Annotated in this window: 19 protein-coding genes and 1 pseudogene; 10 read left to right on the top strand and 10 right to left on the bottom strand. The window is 68.6% G+C overall.

All coding sequences use genetic code 11. The annotated features are described in order from the left end of the window. Positions 1–67: 67 nt before the first annotated feature. Together ESG85_RS25835 and ESG85_RS25830 are read left to right on the top strand one after the other, a co-directional pair. Positions 68–367: a transposase gene (locus ESG85_RS25835; RefSeq protein WP_128977975.1), complete on the top strand. Its 300-nt coding sequence runs from the start codon at positions 68–70 to the stop codon at positions 365–367. Positions 368–369: 2 nt separating this feature from the next. Further along, positions 370–1,251 (top strand): IS3 family transposase, encoded by an 882-nt coding sequence (locus tag ESG85_RS25830; RefSeq protein WP_246094928.1) that lies wholly within the window; start codon positions 370–372, stop codon positions 1,249–1,251. A gap of 30 nt (positions 1,252–1,281) precedes the next feature. Here ESG85_RS25830 and ESG85_RS25825 read toward each other — a convergent pair whose 3' ends face one another. Then, a complete protein-coding gene (locus ESG85_RS25825) occupies positions 1,282–1,545 on the bottom strand; it encodes a hypothetical protein (RefSeq protein WP_128983246.1) in 264 nt (87 codons plus the stop codon). 111 nt (positions 1,546–1,656) lie between these two features. Here ESG85_RS25825 and ESG85_RS36250 point away from each other — a divergent pair. After that, a pseudogene (locus tag ESG85_RS36250) lies at positions 1,657–1,785 on the top strand (DUF6193 family natural product biosynthesis protein); the annotation flags it as partial. Positions 1,786–2,063: 278 nt separating this feature from the next. On the opposite strand, the gene ESG85_RS25815 reads toward ESG85_RS36250, so the two are convergent. From ESG85_RS25815 to dnaB, 3 genes are all read right to left on the bottom strand, one after another. Continuing rightward, positions 2,064–2,459 carry a hypothetical protein gene (locus tag ESG85_RS25815; protein ID WP_128983244.1) on the bottom strand — a complete coding sequence of 132 codons (396 nt, stop codon included), beginning with the start codon at positions 2,457–2,459 and terminating at the stop codon, positions 2,064–2,066. 39 nt (positions 2,460–2,498) lie between these two features. Then, a complete protein-coding gene (locus ESG85_RS25810; protein WP_128983253.1) occupies positions 2,499–2,801 on the bottom strand; it encodes a hypothetical protein in 303 nt (100 codons plus the stop codon). A gap of 130 nt (positions 2,802–2,931) precedes the next feature. Next, positions 2,932–4,392, bottom strand: coding sequence for a replicative DNA helicase (dnaB, locus tag ESG85_RS25805; protein ID WP_181019112.1), 1,461 nt, complete (start codon positions 4,390–4,392; stop codon positions 2,932–2,934). Between the two features lie 443 nt (positions 4,393–4,835). Here dnaB and ESG85_RS25795 point away from each other — a divergent pair, with 443 nt between their 5' ends. Then, positions 4,836–6,173 (top strand): MATE family efflux transporter, encoded by a 1,338-nt coding sequence (locus tag ESG85_RS25795; RefSeq protein ID WP_128983240.1) that lies wholly within the window; start codon positions 4,836–4,838, stop codon positions 6,171–6,173. Between the two features lie 104 nt (positions 6,174–6,277). On the opposite strand, the gene rplI is transcribed toward ESG85_RS25795, so the two are convergent. The 4 genes from rplI to rpsF all read right to left on the bottom strand — a co-directional run bounded on the left by rplI (position 6,278) and on the right by rpsF (position 7,979). After that, on the bottom strand, positions 6,278–6,724 hold the full coding sequence (gene rplI / locus ESG85_RS25790; protein ID WP_128983238.1) for a 50S ribosomal protein L9: 447 nt from the start codon (positions 6,722–6,724) through the stop codon (positions 6,278–6,280). An 18-nt stretch (positions 6,725–6,742) separates the two neighbouring features. Then, positions 6,743–6,979, bottom strand: a complete 237-nt coding sequence (gene rpsR / locus ESG85_RS25785) for a 30S ribosomal protein S18 (RefSeq protein WP_128983236.1) — start codon at positions 6,977–6,979, stop codon at positions 6,743–6,745. A 58-nt stretch (positions 6,980–7,037) separates the two neighbouring features. Then, positions 7,038–7,616 carry a single-stranded DNA-binding protein gene (locus ESG85_RS25780; protein ID WP_128983234.1) on the bottom strand — a complete coding sequence of 193 codons (579 nt, stop codon included), beginning with the start codon at positions 7,614–7,616 and terminating at the stop codon, positions 7,038–7,040. A gap of 72 nt (positions 7,617–7,688) precedes the next feature. Next, positions 7,689–7,979 (bottom strand): 30S ribosomal protein S6, encoded by a 291-nt coding sequence (rpsF, locus tag ESG85_RS25775; protein ID WP_004950685.1) that lies wholly within the window; start codon positions 7,977–7,979, stop codon positions 7,689–7,691. Positions 7,980–8,267: 288 nt separating this feature from the next. Here rpsF and ESG85_RS25770 point away from each other — a divergent pair, with 288 nt between their 5' ends. The 3 genes from ESG85_RS25770 to ESG85_RS25760 all read left to right on the top strand — a co-directional run bounded on the left by ESG85_RS25770 (position 8,268) and on the right by ESG85_RS25760 (position 10,938). Further along, positions 8,268–8,570, top strand: a complete 303-nt coding sequence (locus ESG85_RS25770; RefSeq protein WP_128983232.1) for a hypothetical protein — start codon at positions 8,268–8,270, stop codon at positions 8,568–8,570. Positions 8,571–8,712: 142 nt separating this feature from the next. Then, positions 8,713–9,831, top strand: coding sequence for a lipid II:glycine glycyltransferase FemX (locus tag ESG85_RS25765; RefSeq protein ID WP_128983230.1), 1,119 nt, complete (start codon positions 8,713–8,715; stop codon positions 9,829–9,831). 75 nt (positions 9,832–9,906) lie between these two features. After that, positions 9,907–10,938: an alanine racemase gene (locus tag ESG85_RS25760; protein WP_128983228.1), complete on the top strand. Its 1,032-nt coding sequence runs from the start codon at positions 9,907–9,909 to the stop codon at positions 10,936–10,938. A 77-nt stretch (positions 10,939–11,015) separates the two neighbouring features. Here ESG85_RS25760 and ESG85_RS25755 read toward each other — a convergent pair whose 3' ends face one another. After that, complete coding sequence (locus ESG85_RS25755) at positions 11,016–12,503, bottom strand: glycosyltransferase family 87 protein (RefSeq protein WP_128983226.1); 1,488 nt, start codon at positions 12,501–12,503, stop codon at positions 11,016–11,018. A gap of 189 nt (positions 12,504–12,692) precedes the next feature. Then, on the bottom strand, positions 12,693–15,446 hold the full coding sequence (locus tag ESG85_RS25750) for a transglycosylase domain-containing protein (RefSeq protein WP_128983225.1): 2,754 nt from the start codon (positions 15,444–15,446) through the stop codon (positions 12,693–12,695). Between the two features lie 405 nt (positions 15,447–15,851). Between ESG85_RS25750 and ESG85_RS25745 the strand changes: the two genes are divergently transcribed. The 3 genes from ESG85_RS25745 (at position 15,852) to ESG85_RS25735 (ending at position 19,068) form a co-directional block, all read left to right on the top strand. Beyond that, the gene (locus tag ESG85_RS25745; RefSeq protein WP_128983223.1) at positions 15,852–16,541 is read left to right on the top strand and encodes a PadR family transcriptional regulator; all 690 of its coding nucleotides are present in this window, start codon (positions 15,852–15,854) and stop codon (positions 16,539–16,541) included. A gap of 49 nt (positions 16,542–16,590) precedes the next feature. Beyond that, on the top strand, positions 16,591–17,673 hold the full coding sequence (locus ESG85_RS25740; protein ID WP_128983222.1) for an inositol-3-phosphate synthase: 1,083 nt from the start codon (positions 16,591–16,593) through the stop codon (positions 17,671–17,673). A 123-nt stretch (positions 17,674–17,796) separates the two neighbouring features. After that, positions 17,797–19,068: an MFS transporter gene (locus tag ESG85_RS25735; RefSeq protein WP_128983220.1), complete on the top strand. Its 1,272-nt coding sequence runs from the start codon at positions 17,797–17,799 to the stop codon at positions 19,066–19,068. The last annotated feature ends 53 nt before the right edge of the window (positions 19,069–19,121 follow it).

Raw genomic sequence — 19,121 nt, 5'->3', positions numbered from 1 at the left:
TGAAGCTTCCCCTTGATCGTGGACACCTGGAGACTGGGATCTGAGGTTCCAGAGGAAGTAGCACCAGGTGGGAAGCAAGTACACGAAGCGGTACACCGAGGAGTTCAAGCGGGACGCGATCGCGCTCGTCGACTCCTCGGGCAAGACGGTCACCGCCGTCGCCCGGGAACTCGGCATCAGCTCCGAGTCCCTGCGCGGCTGGTACCGCCGGGCCAAGGCCGACCAGGGCGAGGGCGTCCCGGGCGAGCTGACCAGCGCGGAGCGTGAGGAACTCAAGCGGCTGCGGCGGGAGAACCGCGAACAGCAGCAGACGATCGAGATCCTGAAAAAAGCGACGGCCTTCTTCGTGAAGGAGAGCGACCGGTGACCATGTTGTACCGGTTGATCCATGCGGAGAAGGCGAACTACCCGATCGTGCTGTTGTGCCGGGTGCTGCACGTGACCCGCTCCTCCTACTACGCCTGGCGCGAGGGCGAGGCCGCCCGCCGAGAGCGCCAGGCCACCGACGACGCGCTCGCCCACGAGATCACCGTGCTCCACATCGCCTCCCGTCGCACCTACGGCGTCCCGCGCATCCACGCCGAGCTGCGGCGTCTGGGGCGGCGGGTGAACCGCAAGCGCATCGCCCGCGTCATGCGCGAGCGCGACATCCGCGGCGTCACCCGCCGCAAGCACCGCTCACTGACCCGGCCGGACAAGAAGGCGAAGCCGGCCCCGGACCTGATCGGCCGCGACTTCCACGCCGCGCGTCCCGGGATCAAGCTGGTCGGCGACATCACCTACCTGCCGACGGCCGAGGGCTGGCTCTACCTCGCCTGCTGGCTGGACCTGGCCACCCGCGAGGTCGTCGGCTACGCCATGGCCGACCACCACCGCGCCGAGCTCGTCGTCGACGCCCTCGACATGGCCTACGGCCGAGGCGGCCTGGAGCCGGGATGCGTGATCCACAGCGATCGCGGCAGCGAGTACACATCGACGCAATTCAGAGATCGAATACGGGAGTTGGGGCTGCGACAGAGCTGCGGACGCACCGGATCATGTTTCGACAACGCCGCGGCGGAGAGTTTCTGGGCCCTGCTCAAGGAAGAGATCGGAACCCGGACCTGGCCCGACCGGGCCACCGCCCGCGCCGAGGTCTTCACCTTCATCGAGACCTTCTACAACCGCCGCCGCCTACGCAAGCACAAGATCTTCGGCTACCTCACCCCGGCCGAGACCAGACAGCGGCACCAACACGCCCTCGCGGCATAACGAACGAGTGTCCGAGATCACGGGGAAACTTCAATCCCGTGCTTCTCGAATGCTGGCAGCAACGTGAGCTGGACAGATGGGCTCCGACTCGACGCCCACCCAGTTACTGGGATGAGCCTGGCCGCTGGTGACGATCAAGGTCGTTCCCGGCCGGCTGTCGTCGGCAACTTCGACCGCGTAGGTCATCGGTGTCCAGCAGAGTCCCTGCATGAAAGAGGGCTTCCTGCGGATCCGCCAGCGGTACTCGATCCCGTCGACGGTTATGCCCCGGGAACCCTTCTTGTTCAGCGCCATCTTCCCTCCTCCGCTGTCGGACTGTAGCGCCGTGCGACAGATCGATTCGACCTCGCCCGCCAGAGACTGGCGCTCGCCGAGGCTGCGTCCGCCGAACCGAAGCTGCGGCAGTTGTATCCGTTCACCAGCCACTGGTCGCAGCACTTCACGACCTACACCGGGTTCCCGTATTCATGGAACGTGCCGTTCGTCGATCCGCTGGGCGACGGTCGATATCGCGTCTGCGGTCCTTCTCGTGGAACGGTCATAGGTGAAGGCGACACCGCGGCAGCAGCCATCTCCATGGTGGTCGGGGCGCTTCTCGGCGAACTGCGGGCCTGCTGTCGCAGGCATCGCAAACGATCAGCGTCAGGGCTGACTCGCGATCTCAACGGGTGTAGGTTCTCGCTTTCGGTGTCATGCGCCGACGCTGTGCCCTGGGTGTCCCTCTTCAGTCTCACGACGTGTCGGCCAGCGACTGTCTCAGATCGGTGTCATTTCCTCAGGCTGCCCAGCGGGCTGCACCACTGCCAGGGGCGTCACGAACCTGCTTCGACACCCATCCGTTCCACCCACTCACGCACGGACACTGCTCGCTCGATGCGGCCGACGATGTCTTTCTTGGACGCTGTGTCCAGGGTCTCCGGGATCTTCTCGAAGGTGCCGGGAAGGACGTCGAGCAGACCCAAGATCTGCTCTCCGGTGTTGACGGTCAACAGTTGCTGGCACCTCCACTGCAGCGGCATCTCGGGACGGTGCGTAAGCCGCTGCACGATCGTGGGGAACAGGTAGTGCGTCGCCTCCGCGTCGAGGTGCTCCCGGAGCCAGTCGACCGGGAGCCGCTGGCTGAAGCCGTGAATGGCGGCCTCCTGGGCCAGGTCCAGGAGATGAGCTGTGTCGACGGCTCGGACAGTACGGGGAAGCGTCGGAGTCATGTCGCGATGATGCCAAGAAGTCTCCGCGGGGCCGAGAGGTCAGCTGGGCCGGGATGCAATCTGGCGACGGGCAGACCCCCAGACTTCCTCGAACTCCTCGGCGGTGAGTTGTTCGGGATCGTGGCCCTCCCATTCCGAGACGGGCAGCTCGGCTGTGATCCCGAACCTGCTGTCGTACTCGTCGAGGCGCCCTGCGTCGCGGGCCCGCTGCCACTCGGCGAGGGAGGCAGCCGCGATCGGGATCAGCTCAGGCCCTTCGAGTTCGACCTGCCGGATCACCCAGCCTTCGGCGTCGACCTCGACGTAGAACCAGGTGTCTTCCTCGTCCCAGTAGCAGCGCATCCATGTCTTCACGAGCACCCATACGAGTGAGCGACTTGACCTGCCAGTCTCAGATTCGTTTCAGATATGCCATCGTTTGGCCATCGCTCGTGAGATTTGGCCACGAAATCTGAGGCCCTACAGGGCCGGATCACGTCTGGGCCATGTCCACGAAGCGCGAGTAGTGGCCCTGGAAGGCCACCGTGATGGTGGCCGTCGGGCCGTTACGGTGCTTGCCGACGATGATGTCGGCCTCGCCGGCGCGGGGCGACTCCTTCTCGTAGGCGTCCTCGCGGTGGAGCAGGATGACCATGTCCGCGTCCTGCTCGATCGAGCCGGACTCGCGGAGGTCGGAGACCATCGGCTTCTTGTCCGTGCGCTGCTCGGGGCCACGGTTCAGCTGGGAGAGCGCGATGACCGGGAGCTCCAGCTCCTTGGCGAGGAGCTTGAGGTTTCGCGACATGTCGGAGACCTCCTGCTGGCGGCTCTCGGCGCGCTTGGAGCCGCCGGACTGCATCAGCTGGAGGTAGTCGATGATGACGAGCTTGAGGCCGGCGCGCTGCTTCAGGCGGCGGCACTTGGCGCGGATCTCCATCATCGACAGGTTCGGCGAGTCGTCGATGTAGAGCGGGGCCTGCGAGACGTCCGGCATGCGGCGGGCCAGCCGGGTCCAGTCCTCGTCGGTCATGGTGCCGGAGCGCATGTGGTGCAGCGCGACCCTGGCCTCGGCCGAGAGCAGACGCATCGCGATCTCGTTGCGTCCCATCTCGAGGGAGAAGATGACGCTGGGCAGGTTGTGCTTGATGGACGCGGCCCGCGCGAAGTCCAGCGCGAGCGTGGACTTACCCATGGCGGGACGGGCCGCGATGATGATCATCTGACCGGGGTGCAGACCGTTGGTGAGCGCGTCGAGGTCGGTGAAGCCGGTGGGGACACCGGTCATCTCGCCGCTGCGCGAGCCGATCGCCTCGATCTCGTCGAGCGCGCCCTCCATGATGTCGCCGAGCGGCAGGTAGTCCTCGGTCGTGCGCTGCTCGGTGACCTGGTAGATCTCGGCCTGGGCGCGGTTGACGATCTCGTCGACGTCGCCGTCCGCCGCGTATCCCATCTGCGTGATCTTGGTGCCGGCCTCCACGAGGCGGCGCAGCACGGCCCGCTCGTGGACGATCTCCGCGTAGTACGCGGCGTTGGCGGCGGTCGGCACCGACTGCACGAGCGTGTGCAGATAGGAGGCGCCGCCGACCCGGGTGATCTCGCCGCGCTTGGTGAGCTCGGCGCCGACCGTGATGGGGTCGGCGGGCTCGCCCTTGGCGTAGAGGTCGAGGATCGCCGCGTAGACCGTCTCGTGGGCCGGCTTGTAGAAGTCGTGGCCCTTGATGATCTCGACGACGTCGGCGATGGCGTCCTTGGACAGCAGCATGCCGCCGAGGACGGACTGCTCGGCGTCCAGGTCCTGCGGAGGAACCCGCTCGAAGCCGGAGAGGCCGCCGTCCCAGCCGCCCTCACTGCCGCGCTCGTGCTGGTCCTCCCGGCCGCGCCCGCGGCCACGGCCTTCGCGGGTACGCGTCGGGAGCCGGTCACCTGGTCCGCTGTCGGCCCAGGGATCGTCCATGGGCTCGGGCATGCTCACCCAAGCCACCTCCTCCCGTCCGCTCCGCGGACCTCGCCGTGCCCCTCTTTCTTACGCCACGCCTCCGACAAGAAAGGGGCTTTGGCTCCGCTTCTGGCGCGTCGGGCGCCGGACCACGGTAGGCCCCCGGGCACCGTCAGCCAATCTGGTTATCCACAGGCCCTGTGGGTGAAGGCCCAGATGCTGTGGAGAACTCGCCGGAAGCTGTGCACGGACCGGGGGACAGCCATGTGGACAAACTCATAAGCCACCCCATCAGACCCTTCTGACCTGCTGTTTTTACATCCACGGGCTGTGGGGGAGAAAAACTTCTTCGCCCGGGCCAAGATCAGAACAAACGGCGCACACCCGAAGGACCTCTCGCCGTAAAAGTAAGGGTCACACTCCCATTGCATCGCTTACCTGTGGAAGATTAGATTGGGCCCATGCATCAGGCTCCCGCGACCCCCAAGGCCGTCCGACGGCAACACGACCGCGAGATCGTCTCACTCGCCGTCCCGGCCTTCGGCGCGCTCGTCGCCGAGCCCCTGTTCCTCCTTGCCGACAGCGCCATCGTCGGCCATCTCGGCACACCGCAGCTCGCCGGTCTCGCCATCGCCTCCGCGCTGCTGTCCACAGCGGTCAGCGTCTTCGTCTTCCTCGCCTACGCCACCACCGCGGCGGTCGCCCGCCGGGTCGGCGCAGGGGATCTCAAGGCCGCCATCCGCCAGGGCATCGACGGCATCTGGCTCGCCCTGCTGCTCGGCGCTGCCGTGGTCGCGGCCACCCTGCCCACGGCGCCCTGGCTCGTCGACCTCTTCGGGGCCTCCGACACCGCCGCACCCTACGCGGTCACGTATCTGCGGATCTCCATCCTGGGCATCCCCGCCATGCTCGTCGTCCTGGCCGCCACCGGTGTCCTCCGCGGCCTCCAGGACACCCGCACCCCGCTCTACGTCGCCATCGCCGGCTTCACGGTCAACGGCGTCCTGAACGTGGGTCTGGTCTACGGCGCCGGCCTCGGCATCGCCGGATCCGCCTGGGGCACGGTCATCGCCCAGTTCGGCATGGCCGCCGCCTACCTCTTCGTGGTCGTCCGCGGGGCCCGGCGCCACGGTGCCTCGCTCCGCCCCGACGCCGCCGGCATCCGGGACAGCGCCCAGGCGGGCGCCCCGCTCCTGGTCCGCACCCTCTCGCTGCGGGCCGTCCTGATGATCGCCACAGCCGTGGCCGCTCGCCTGGGGGACGCCGACGTCGCCGCCCACCAGATCATCCTGTCCCTGTGGAGCCTGATGGCCTTCGCCCTCGACGCCATCGCCATCGCCGGTCAGGCCATCATCGGGCGCTACCTCGGCGCCGACGACGCGGACGGCGCCCGCCAGGTCTGCCGTCGCATGGTGCAGTGGGGCGTGCTCTCCGGTGTCGCCCTCGGGGCACTGCTCGTGCTCACCCGGCCCCTGTTCATCCCGCTCTTCACCGGCGATCAGGCGGTCCAGGACGCGCTGCTGCCCGCCCTCCTCGTCGTGGCGCTCTCCCAGCCCGTCTCCGGCGTGGTCTTCGTCCTCGACGGCGTCCTGATGGGCGCGGGCGACGGCCCCTACCTCGCCTGGGCCATGCTGCTGACGCTGGCCGTCTTCGCGCCCGTCGCCCTGCTCATCCCGGTGACCGGCGGCGGTCTGACCGCGCTGTGGGGAGCGATGACCTTGATGATGACGGTGCGCATGGCGACGCTGTGGTTCCGCGCCCGTTCCGGTCGCTGGATCGTCACCGGCGCCACTCGCTGAAGGTTTCACGTGAAACGGCCTGTTTCACGTGAAACAGCGGAAGGGCCGCACCCGAGGGGTGCGGCCCTTCCGTACTGCTGAGCGCGAACTGCCCATAGGCAGCGTTACGCGGCGACGACCTCGACGCCGAGCTTCGCGGCAACCTCGGGGTGCAGACGCACGGACACCTGGTGCGAGCCCAGGGTCTTGATCGGCGAACCGAGCTCGACGCGACGCTTGTCGACCTCCGGGCCACCCGCGGTCTTGATCGCGGCAGCGATGTCGGCCGGGGTCACGGAGCCGAAGAGACGGCCGGCGTCGCCGGAGCGAACGGCCAGGCGCACCTTCGTGCCCTCGAGCTGGGCCTTGATCTCGTTGGCCTGCTCGATGGTCGCGATCTCGTGGATCTTGCGGGCGCGGCGGATCTGCGCCACGTCCTTCTCGCCACCCTTGGTCCAGCGGATCGCGAAACCACGCGGGACCAGGTAGTTGCGAGCGTAGCCGTCCTTGACGTCGACGACATCGCCGGCGGCACCGAGGCCGGAGACCTCGTGGGTGAGGATGATCTTCATTGTTCGGTCACCCTTCCCTTATCGCGCGGTGGACGTGTAGGGCAGCAGCGCCATCTCACGGCTGTTCTTGACGGCCGTGGCGACGTCACGCTGGTGCTGCGTGCAGTTGCCGGTCACGCGACGGGCACGGATCTTGCCGCGGTCGGAAATGAACTTCCGCAGCATGTTCGTGTCCTTGTAGTCGACGTACGCGACCTTGTCCTTGCAGAACGCGCAGACCTTCTTCTTAGGCTTGCGCACAGGCGGCTTCGCCATGGTGTTTCTCCTGTGTGATCAAGAAGTGGGGATACGAGCCGCTTCCGGGGCGTGTGCCCTAGAAGGGAGGCTCGTCCGAGTAGCCGCCGCCGGAGTTGCCACCCCAGCCGCCACCGCCGCCGCCCTGCTGGCCGCCGGACGGAGCGCTGGAGCCCCAGGGGTCGTCGGAGGGAGCTCCGCCGCCCTGCTGGCCACCGCCGGAGTTACCACCCCAGCCGCCACCGCCGCCGCCCTGCTGGCCGCCGCCGCCGTAGCCGCCCTGGCCACCGCGACCGGTGGTGCGGGTGACCTTGGCCGTGGCGTTGCGCAGGCTGGGGCCGACTTCCTCGACGTCCAGCTCGTAGACCGTGCGCTTGACGCCCTCGCGGTCCTCGTACGACCGCTGCTTCAGCCGGCCCTGCACGACGACGCGCATGCCCTTCTGAAGCGACTCGGCGACGTTCTCCGCCGCCTGACGCCAGACCGAGCAGGTCAGGAACAGGCTCTCGCCGTCCTTCCACTCGTTGGTCTGACGGTCGAAGGTGCGGGGGGTGGACGCGATGCGGAACTTCGCGACCGCCGCACCGGACGGGGTGAAGCGCAGCTCGGGGTCTTCGACAAGATTGCCGACGACCGTGATGACGGTCTCGCCTGCCATGGGTGAACCTCTCGGCGGGATTGCTTCTGGCTGCTAACTGCTACTCGGACCCGAGTCCCTGTGAGCGAAGGCTCAGTGGGTCTCGGGGCGGAGGACCTTGGTCCGGAGGACCGACTCGTTCAGGTTCATCTGGCGGTCGAGCTCCTTGACGACCGCAGGCTCGGCCTGCAGGTCGATGACCGAGTAGATGCCCTCGGGCTTCTTCTTGATCTCGTAGGCGAGACGACGACGGCCCCAGGTGTCGACCTTCTCGACCTTTCCGTTGCCCTCACGGACGACGGAGAGGAAGTTCTCGATCAGCGGGGAGACAGCGCGCTCCTCGAGATCGGGGTCGAGGATGACCATCACCTCGTAGTGACGCATGTGGAACCCACCTCCTTTGGACTCAGCGGCCACGGTCGTTCCGTGGCAGGAGGGTCGTGATGCGTGAGCAACGGTATCCGCCGCCTCTGACAGTCCCCCTCGGCAAGCGAGGCGGACGCCGTCGGGTCCATGGACGGACCTGGGCAGACACCGGTGCAGACCGTACAGAGTACCCGTACATCGCCCTGCGGTTGAAATCCTGCGGTGAGGGGACGCAATCTGTACACATCGGATGTGGGCGGCGTCACCATGGCGCCGCCCTCCGGACGGCACTCCAGGAGGTGCCCCATGGCACAGGCAATGCGGCCCGACCCCGGTCACTCCCTCTTCGCCACGGACGGCAAGCCCCACCCGCTCCAGGACACCCTGGTCGCCGTCACCCTCGTGCTCGGTCTCCTCTCCTTCGTCACGGGGTTCTTCGACCACCTGCACCTGCTGGCTTCCTGGTCGGGGCTGATCGGCATCCTCAGCGGCGCCTACGGCCAGTTCATCTCCGCGACGACCCGCGAGCGCTTCGCCCTGATCGTCGGGCTCGGGGCCGCGGGCGTCGGCTTCTACCTCGGCATGGCCCACGGTGGCCTCTTCGGCTGAGTGATCGGCCGGCCGCACGCCTGCCACATGGGACGGAAGGGCCCACGCGGCCATCCGGGGCGCTCCACGGTCGCAGTAGGCTTCGGCGCGAGAGCCGGAGCCCCTGAACCGATGGGGACACACCTGCCGAGGAGCGCCCCGCATGAGCCTGACCCTGAGGACCATCAGTCGTGAGCAGCATCTGGCATTCATCCAGAGCCAGCCCGCGGCGAGCCACTGCCAGGTCCCGGCATGGGCTGATGTGAAAACCGAGTGGCGCTCGGAGAACCTCGGCTGGTTCGACAAGTCCGGCGAGCTCGTCGGCGCGGGCCTGGTGCTCTACCGCCAGCTGCCGAAGATCAAGCGCTACCTGGCCTATCTGCCCGAGGGCCCGGTCATCAACTGGTACGCGCCGAACCTCGACGAGTGGCTCCAGCCGATGCTCGCGCACCTCAAGCAGCAGGGCGCCTTCTCCGTGAAGATGGGCCCGCCGGTCGTGATCCGCCGCTGGGACGCCGCCGCGATCAAGTCCGGCATCCAGGACCCGGACGTCAAGCGCCTCAAGGACGTCCAGGCCACCCACGTCGAGCCGCGCGCCTTCGAGGTCGCCGACCGGCTGCGGAAGATGGGCTGGCAGCAGGGCGAGGACGGCGGCGCCGGCTTCGGCGACGTCCAGCCCCGCTACGTCTTCCAGGTGCCGCTCGCGAACCGCTCGCTCGACGACGTCCTCAAGGGCTTCAACCAGCTGTGGCGCCGCAACATCAAGAAGGCCGAGAAGGCCGGCGTCGAGGTCGTCCAGGGCGGCTACGAGGACCTGGCCGAGTGGCAGCGGCTGTACGAGATCACGGCCGTCCGCGACAAGTTCCGCCCGCGCCCGCTCTCGTACTTCCAGCGCATGTGGACCGTCCTCAACAACGAGGACCCCAACCGCATGCGGCTCTACTTCGCGCGCCACAACGGGGTGAACCTGTCCGCCGCGACCATGCTCGTCGTCGGCGGCCACGTCTGGTACTCGTACGGCGCCTCCGACAACATCGGCCGTGAGGTCCGGCCCTCGAACGCGATGCAGTGGCGGATGCTCCGCGACGCCTACGCGATGGGCGCCACCGTCTACGACCTGCGGGGCATCTCGGACTCCCTGGACGAGACCGACCACCTCTTCGGCCTGATCCAGTTCAAGGTCGGCACGGGCGGCGAGGCGGTGGAGTACGTCGGCGAGTGGGACTTCCCGCTGAACAAGCTGCTGCACAAGGCCCTGGACATCTACATGTCGCGTCGCTGACGCGTCCGCGAGGCTTGCGTAGTCTCGTACACATCTCTGACTCACCGCAGCCACCAGAAAGGTTCCGGGCCGGCCATGGCGCTCTCCCTCTATGTCGACACCGCTCGTTGGCGGGCGCGCCAGAAGACCGTGATCGACCAGTTCCCGGGTCTCGTGCCGGTCTGCAAGGGCAACGGCTACGGCTTCGGCCACGAGCGGCTCTCCGACGAGGCCGCGCGGTTCGGCGCCGACATGCTCGCGGTGGGCACCACCTACGAGGCCGCGAAGATCAAGGACTGGTTCGGCGGCGACCTGCTCGTCCTCACCCCGTTCCGGCGCGGTGAGGAGCCGGTGCCGCTGCCCGACCGTGTCATCCGCTCCGTGTCCTCCGTGGACGGCGTGCACGCCCTGGTCGGCGCCCGCGTCGTCATCGAGTGCATGAGCTCGATGAAGCGGCACGGCGTCAAGGAGGCGGAACTCCCGCAGCTGCACGCCGCCATCGAGGACGTACGGCTCGAGGGCTTCGCCCTGCACCTGCCGCTGGACCGCACCGACGGCACCGACGCCGTCGAGGAGGTCATCGGCTGGATGGACCGGCTGCGGGCGGCCCGGCTGCCGCTGCACACCATGTTCGTCAGCCATCTGCGGGCCGAGGAGCAGGCCCGGCTCCAGCAGCAGTTCCCGCAGACCCGCTTCCGTGCCCGGATCGGCACCCGGCTGTGGCTGGGCGACCACGAGGCCACGGAGTACCGCGGCTCGGTCCTGGACGTCACCCGCGTCGCCAAGGGCGACCGCTTCGGCTACCGGCAGCAGAAGGCCGCGTCCGACGGCTGGCTGGTGGTCGTCGCGGGCGGCACCTCGCACGGCGTCGGCCTGGAGGCCCCGAAGGCGATGCACGGCGTGATGCCGCGCGCCAAGGGCGTGGCGCGCGCCGGTCTCGCGACCGTCAACCGGAACCTTTCTCCGTTCGTCTGGGCCGGCAAGCAGCGCTGGTTCGCCGAGCCGCCGCACATGCAGGTGTCGATCCTGTTCGTGCCGGCCGACGCCCAGGAGCCGCGGGTCGGCGACGAGCTCGTCGCGCACCTGCGGCACACCACGACGCAGTACGACCGGCTCGTCGAGCGCTGAGGCGACGGACGGACGAAGCCCCCGGGAGATGTCCCGGGGGCTTCGTCCGTCGCCTCACAGGCGCGACCGGCCTCGTCTCACTCGCGGGGCACGCCCCACTCCACCCGCGGCCCCTCGACGACCGGCGCCGCGTGCCGGGCCGGCCGCGCCGCCCTGCCCAGCACGAAGACGTCCTCCGCACCGTCCAGGACGCCGCCGGCGGGGTCGTCCGAGCCGTCCTTGCGCACCCCGTCCCGGTCGGGCGCCAGGATGTCCCGTACGACGAGCGCGCACAGGTAGAGCGTCCCGAGCAGGTGCAGCACGATCGCGAACTGGTAGCCGTCGGTCGGCAGCCCCTGCTTGTTGCCGCTGCTCGTGTAGGCCAGGTACAGCCAGATGCCCAGGAAGTACATGACCTCGCAGGCCTGCCACACCAGGAAGTCCCGCCACCGCGGCCGGGCGAGCGCGGCCAGCGGGATCAGCCACAGCACGTACTGCGGCGAGTAGACCTTGTTGGTGAGCACGAAGGCGGCCACGATCAGGAAGGCCAGCTGGGCGAGCCGGGGCCTGCGGGGCGCGGTGAGGGCCAGGTAGGTGAGCCCCGCGACCGCCAGCATCATGAGGAACAGGGCCCAGTAGTTCGCCGTCTCGGGCCGGATCTGCTCGCCCGTGGTCTGGCTGATGAGCAGCCAGAAGGAGCCGAAGTCGACGTTCCGTTCGGTGCTGAAGACGTAGAACTGCTTCCAGCCCTCGTTGGCGAGCAGCATGACCGGCAGGTTCACCACGAGCCAGGCACCGGCCGCGCCCAGGACGGCCGTGCCGAACGCCCGCCACCGGCCCGCGCGCCAGCACAGCAGCAGCACGGGCACGAGCAGCAGAGCCGGGTAGAACTTGGCGGCCGTCGCGAGCCCGAGCAGGATGCCGAAGCCGAGCGGCCGGCTCCGCGACCACATCAGCAGCGCGGCGGCCGTCAGCGCCACCGCCAGCAGGTCCCAGTTGATGGTGGCCGTGAGCGCGAAGGCGGGCGCGAGCGCCACGAGCAGACCGTCCCAGGGCCGGTTGCGGTGCGTCCTGGCCACGCAGACGGCGAGGACGGCCGCACAGACCATCAGCAGGCCCGCGTTGACCAGCCAGTACGACTGCTCCTGCGAGGTCAGGTCGCCGCCGGGCGTCAGCCAGGCCGCCACCTGCATGAACAGGCCCGTCAGGACCGGGTACTCCAGGAACGGTATGTCGCCGCCCAGCCGGTCGAAGTAGGGGAGCAGGCCCTCCGCGAAGCCGCGTCCGGCGAAGAGGTGCGGGATGTCGGAGTAGCAGGCGTGGGTGTACTGCGAGGTGCTGCCGCGGAACCACGCCCAGTTGTAGCAGGGGAGCTTCTGCACCATGCCGAGCGCGAACATCCCGATGGCCACCAGTGCGACGACGCGCACCGGAGTCAGCTGACCGGCACCGAGGACCGCCCGGCGGCCGATCGGACCGCCGAGGAACTCGCTGCCCGCGGCGGCCACCTCGTCGCGTCGGGTGGGGCAGACCACCGGGGGATCCTGCGGATCCTGCGGAGGGCTCGTCTTCTGGAGGCTCGGCATGGGGGACATCCTGCCGTACGCCCCTGGGAAAACGGTGAGGGCCGCCGCGCCCGGTCCCGCACACGAGGTACGGACCGGGCACGACGGCCCTCGGGACTCCTGGCGTCCGGGATTCCTGACTCCCGGGACTCCTGGCGTCCGGGATTCCTGACTCCCGGGTTTCCTGGCTCCCGGGCGGGACGACCCGGGTCAGTCGCCCACGCCGCCCCAGGTGGTGCTGCCGCCGGGCCTGCCTCCGCCGCCTCCGCCGCCACCGCTGTCGGTGGGCGTGGCCGTACTCGTCGGATCCGTCGTCGGCGTGCTGGTCGCGCCTCCGTCGGTTCCACCGTTGTCGGATCCGGTGCTGGTGCCGCCGTTGTCCTTGCACGGCCAGTCCCACACGCTGCAGGTCTTGTCGGGTCCCGCCGTCTTGGTCGGCTTCTGCGTGGGCGTCTCCGTCGACGGCGTGGAGGACGGCGTGGGCGACTCCGTGGTCGCGGTCGGCGTCGGGGTCGGGCTGACCTCGCCGCCGCCGAAGACCGCCTCGGCGTCCAGGTCCCCGGGCTCCGGGAAGTCCTTCGCCGCGACGCCCTTGAGCGCGTCGGTCATGTAGTTCTTCCAGATCCGCGACGGGAACGAATTACCGTGGATCTTCGGCTGGTCACCCGTGCCGTACATGGACTCGAACTTGCGGTCCTTCTTCTTCTCGTCGTCCGAGAAGCGGTACATGTCGATCGCGGTCGAATACTGCGGGGTGTAGCCCACGAACCAGGCCGAGTTGTTGCCGTCGGTGGTACCGGTCTTGCCGGCCGCGTCCCGCCCGTCCTCGAGCGCGGCCTTCCGGCCGGTGCCCTTCTTGACGACGCTCTTCAGGACGTCGGTGACGTTGCTGGCGACGGCCGTGGAGAACGCGCGCTTGGGCTTGGCCTCGTGCTTGTAGATGACCTCGCCCCGCTGGAGGACCTTGGTCACCGAGTACGGGTCGTTCTGCTCGCCCTGGTTGCCGAAGGTCGCGTAGGCGCCGGCCATGCGGATCGCGCTCGGCGAGGAGATGCCGAGGGAGAACGACGGCACGTCCGCCTTCACCAGCGACGACTCCAGCAGACCGGCGTCGATCGCCGCCTGGCGCACCTTGTCGATGCCGATGTCCATGCCGAGCTGCACGTACGGCGAGTTCGCCGAGTGCTCCATGGCCTCACGCAGGCTGATGTTCTTGTAGCTCGCGTTGTCGTCGTTGACCTGGCGCCACTCGTTGCCGTTCTCGTCGTGCCAGATCGTGCCGTCGTAGTTCCTGATCGTCAGCTTGTTCTGGCCGCTGTAGCGGCTCTTGTCCGGGTCGACGATCCGACGCGTGGAGGCGTCCTGGACCTTGCCGCCCTTCGGGTCGCGCACGCCGTCGCGCATCGCGGCGGCCAGCACGAAGGGCTTGAACGTCGAACCGACCTGCGCACCGGTCTGGTCGGCGTTGTTGGTGAAGTGCTTGGTGGCGTTCTCACCGCCGTAGATCGCGACGATGGCGCCGGTCTTGACGTCCACGGAGGCACCGCCGAACTGGACGTCGGTGTCCGTATCCGGCCGCTTCTTCGGGTCGATGTACTCGTCGTAGACCGCCTTGACCGACTTCTCGAGCGCCTGGACCTTCTTCTTGTCGAAGGTCGTGTGGATCTCGTAGCCGCCCTTGGCCAGCTGCTTCGTGGTGACTTCGCTGTTGTTCAGGAAGTTCGCCTCGGCGGTCCGCACGAGGTAGCCGATCTGGCCGCCCAGCTGGGCGCCCTGGGTCCGCGGCTTCGTGTCGGGGAGCTTCGTGTACTTGGCCCGCTCGGTCGGGTCGAGCTTCCCGTCGTTGACCATCTCGTCGAGGATCCACGACCAGCGCTTCGTGGCGCGCTCGGTGTTCCCCTTGGCGTCGGCCGCCGGGTCGATCTCGGGGTAGCCGGCCGGGTCGTAGTAGGTCGCACCCTTGAGCACCGCGGCGAGCAGGGCGCATTCACTCGGGTCGAGGTCCGAGGCGTTCTTGCCGAAGTACGCGCGAGAGGCTGCCTGGAGGCCGTACGCGCCCCGTCCGTAGTACGAGGTGTTGAGGTAGCCCGCCATGATCTCGGGCTTTTCCTTCTCGTTGCCGACACGCATCGAGATGAAGAGTTCCTTCACCTTGCGGGTCAGCGTCTGGGACTGGTCGTCGAGGCGGTTGTTCTTGACGTACTGCTGGGTGATGGTCGAGCCGCCCTGGGTCTCGCCGCCCTTCGCCATGTTCCACACGGCGCGGCCGATGCCCATGGGGTCGATGCCCGAGTCGGTCCAGAAGGTCTTGTTCTCCGCCGAGACGACGGCGTTCTGCATCGCCTTCGGGATCTGCCCGTAGGCGATGATCTGGCGGTTGACCTCACCACCGGTCGCGGCCATCTGGGTGCCGTCGGACCAGTAGAAGACGTTGTTCTGCTGCTTGGCGCTGATCGCCTCGTCGGGGACGTCCACCATGGCGTAGCCGATCGTGGCCGCGCCCATGAGGCTGCCGAGGAAGCCGAGGAACAGGCCCGTCACGAGCTTCCACGAGGGCACCCAGCGCCGCCAGCCGTACTTGCCGTAGCGCGGGTAGTCGATGATCCGCTTCTTGCCGGGCGGGCGGCCACCGTTACCGCGTCCGCGCCCGGGACCACCGTTGCCGCGTCCGCCGCCTCCGCCGCCGCGCCGGCCACCGCCCGCTCCGCCCGGGCCCCCGCCGTTCTCGGGCCCGCGCCTCCGGCCGCCCCGTTGCGCGGCGCGCCGGGCCTCGGCGCGGCCGCCGTACGGGCGGTCCTCACCATGGGAGGACGGCGGCCCGTACGAGGCCGACGGGGACCCCGTGGCGGCATCATGACCCTGGGCCGGCCCGCGGCCCATCGGCTGCTGGGCGGCGCGCCGGGCCGCGGCACGGCCGCCGTACGGCGGTTGCTGCTGCGGCATTTTGCGACGGTGCTCGCTCATCGAACGACTACTCCTCGGGCAGGCGCGTACGCCTGGAAGCGGCAGTTGAGTTCCGGTCCCCCCGAATGGCACACGGCCGGACCTCGGAAAAGACCCTTCCGTGACGCAGCCGGTCACCCGTTTCACTGACGCCGTGCGGCATCGCTGGGTTCCCGGTGGTCTGCATGCCGCACAGACTACGCACGGCCAAAACCTGCCTAGGGGTGAAGTTCACCCCAAATCCGGCAACTCCATTGCTGTGAATTGACGATGTGACGCCGGTCACTCGAGTCCCACTTGTCGCGGACATGGGGTCGTTCTATCGTCGGGATGTATCGAGCCGATACATCAGCGCGTCACATCGGCCCGGCATACGAGTTTTCCCACGGTCCACGAGACGAGCCCCGAGAACGGAGGAGGCGGCGGATGAGCAGGCGCTCAGGAATCCTCGAGTTCGCCGTTCTCGGCCTGCTCCGTGAGGCCCCCATGCACGGCTACGAGCTGCGCAAGCGGCTCAACACCTCGCTGGGGATCTTCCGGGCCTTCAGCTACGGCACCCTCTATCCCTGCCTCAAGACGCTGGTCGCCAGCGGCTGGTTGATCGAGGAGCCGGGCAGCGCTCCCGAGGAGGCCGTGGCGGCATCGCTCGCGGGACGCCGTGCCAAGATCGTCTACCGGCTGACGGCCGAAGGTAAGGAGCACTTCGAGGAGCTCCTCTCCCACACCGGCCCCGACGCCTGGGAGGACGAGCACTTCGCCGCCCGCTTCGCCTTCTTCGGTCAGACCGAGCGCGAGGTGCGGATGCGGGTGCTGGAGGGCCGTCGCAGCCGGCTGGAGGAGCGCCTGGAGAAGATGCGCGCCTCTCTGGCCCGCACGCGCGAGCGCCTGGACGACTACACGCTTGAGCTGCAGCGCCACGGAATGGAGTCCGTGGAGCGCGAGGTGCGCTGGCTGAACGAGCTCATCGAGAGCGAGCGGGCGGGGCGGGATCAGCGATCCGGCACCGACGCCCCCGAGGGCGCCGCTCAGCAGAACAGAGAATCTGGAGAAACGGGCGGCCTGCCCCGGCACGGGGGCAGTACCCGGCCGGATCCGTCCGACGACACCGCCAAGTGAAGCCCTGCATCCCGCAGGGCTTCCACGATCACACAGGGAGCAACCGGAAATGGGTTCGGTTCGCGTAGCCATCGTCGGCGTGGGCAACTGCGCCGCCTCGCTGGTGCAGGGCGTCGAGTACTACAAGGACGCCGACCCGGCGACCAAGGTGCCCGGCCTCATGCACGTCCAGTTCGGCGACTACCACGTCGGTGACGTGGAGTTCGTGGCCGCGTTCGACGTGGACGCGAAGAAGGTCGGCCTCGACCTCGCGGACGCCATCGGCGCCAGCGAGAACAACACGATCAAGATCTGTGACGTCCCGAACAAGGGCGTCACGGTCCAGCGCGGTCACACGCTCGACGGTCTCGGCAAGTACTACCGCATGACCATCGAGGAGTCCGCCGAGGAGCCGGTGGACGTCGTCCAGGTCCTCAAGGACAAGCAGGTCGACGTGCTCGTCTGCTACCTGCCCGTCGGTTCCGAGGACGCGGCGAAGTTCTACGCGCAGTGCGCCATCGACGCCAAGGTCGCCTTCGTCAACGCCCTCCCGGTCTTCATCGCCGGCACCAAGGAGTGGGCGGACAAGTTCACCGAGGCCGGTGTCCCGATCGTCGGTGACGACATCAAGTCCCAGGTCGGCGCCACCATCACGCACCGCGTGATGGCCAAGCTGTTCGAGGACCGCGGTGTCCGGCTCGAGCGCACCATGCAGCTCAACGTCGGCGGCAACATGGACTTCAAGAACATGCTCGAGCGTGACCGCCTCGAGTCCAAGAAGATCTCGAAGACCCAGGCCGTCACCTCGCAGATCCCCGACCGCGAGCTCGGCGAGAAGAACGTCCACATCGGCCCCTCGGACTACGTGGCCTGGCTGGACGACCGCAAGTGGGCGTACGTCCGCCTCGAGGGCCGTGCCTTCGGTGACGTTCCGCTGAACCTGGAGTACAAGCTCGAGGTGTGGGACTCCCCGAACTCCGCCGGTGTCATCATCGACGCCCTGCGTGCCGCGAAGATCGCCAAGGACCGCGGCATCGGTGGCCCGATCCTCTCCGCCAGCTCGTACTTCATGAAGTCCCCGCCGGTGCAGTACTTCGACGACGAGGCCTTCGCCAACGTCGAGAAGTTCATCAAGGGCGAGGTCGAGCGCTGACCTGACGGTCACCTCCCGCTCGCCTGACGGCCTGGCGACGGCCGCAGGACGAGCCGGCGGCTCGTCGACGAGGGTCCCCGTGGCACTGCCCGGGGACCCTCGTCGTATGTGAGTCTTGCTCCCATGTCCGCCGTGCGTGATCTGCGCGTCCTGCTGCGACTGCGCGACTTCCGCCGTCTGCTCACCGTCCGCCTGCTCTCCCAGTGCGCCGACGGGGTCTACCAGGTCGCCCTCGCCACGTACGTCGTCTTCTCCCCCGAGAAGGAGACCAGTGCCGCGGCCATCGCCTCCGCGATGGCGGTGCTGCTGCTTCCGTACTCGCTCGTGGGCCCCTTCGCCGGGGTCCTGCTCGACCGCTGGCGACGGCGCCAGGTCTTCCTCTACGGCAACCTGCTGCGGGCCCTGCTGGCCGGCGGCACCGCGGTGCTCATGCTGGCCTCCGTGCCGGAGTGGCTCTTCTACGCCTCGGCCCTCTCGGTCACCGCCGTCAACCGCTTCGTCCTGGCCGGCCTCTCCGCGTCGCTGCCGCGCGTGGTCGACGAGGAGCGGCTCGTCGTCGCCAACTCGCTCTCGCCGACCGCCGGCACCCTGGCCGCGACCCTGGGCGGCGGTCTGGCCTTCGGCGTACGTCTGCTGGCGCACGACTCCGATGCCGCGGTCGTCCTCCTGGGCGCCGTCCTCTACCTCGGCTCCGCGCTCGCCTCGCTGCGGATGTCCCGCGAGCTGCTCGGACCGGACCCGGAACTCGTCCAGCCCCGCCTCACCGCCGCCCTGGCCTCCACCGCACGCGGCCTGAGCAGCGGACTGCGGCATCTCGCCGAGCGGCGCCCGGCCGCCGGGGCGCTGATCGTGGTCACCCTGATGCGGTTCTGCTACGGCGCGCTGTTCGTGACGGTCCTCATGCTCGCCCGCTATGCCTGGAGCACCACGGAGGAGGACGGGCTCGCCGTCCTGGGACTGGCCGTGGCCGCCTCGGGAGCCGGCTTCTTCGCGGCCGCGGTGCTCTCTCCCTGGGCGGTCGGACGGTTCGGGCCGTTCGGATGGATGACTTTGTGCACCGGAACCGCCGCCGTGCTGACCCCTGCGCTGGGGTTGACCTTCGCCCGGACACCGTTCCTCGTGGCCGCCTTCGTGCTCGGTCTGACCACCCAGGGAGCGAAGATCGCCACGGACACCGTCGTACAGACCTCCGTGGACGACGCCTATCGCGGCCGGGTCTTCTCCCTCTATGACGTGCTCTTCAACGTCGCCTTCGTCGGCGCGGCCGGCGTCGCCGCCGCCGTGCTGCCACCGGACGGCCGCTCCCCGGCGATCGTGGCGCTGGTGACCGCGATCTACGTGCTCCTCACGCTGGGCCTGCTCCGCGCCACGACGAAGGGGCGATGTTTCACGTGAAACATCGCCCCTGTCAGGGGAGCCCAGGCCGCTCACGGCGTTTCACGGTCGAC

Source organism: Streptomyces roseicoloratus (genome assembly GCF_004117935.1).
Classification (GTDB): Bacteria; Actinomycetota; Actinomycetes; order Streptomycetales; family Streptomycetaceae; genus Streptomyces; species Streptomyces roseicoloratus.
Note: the sequence above shows the minus strand (reverse complement) of the source record. Positions and strands in the feature narration are given on the sequence as shown.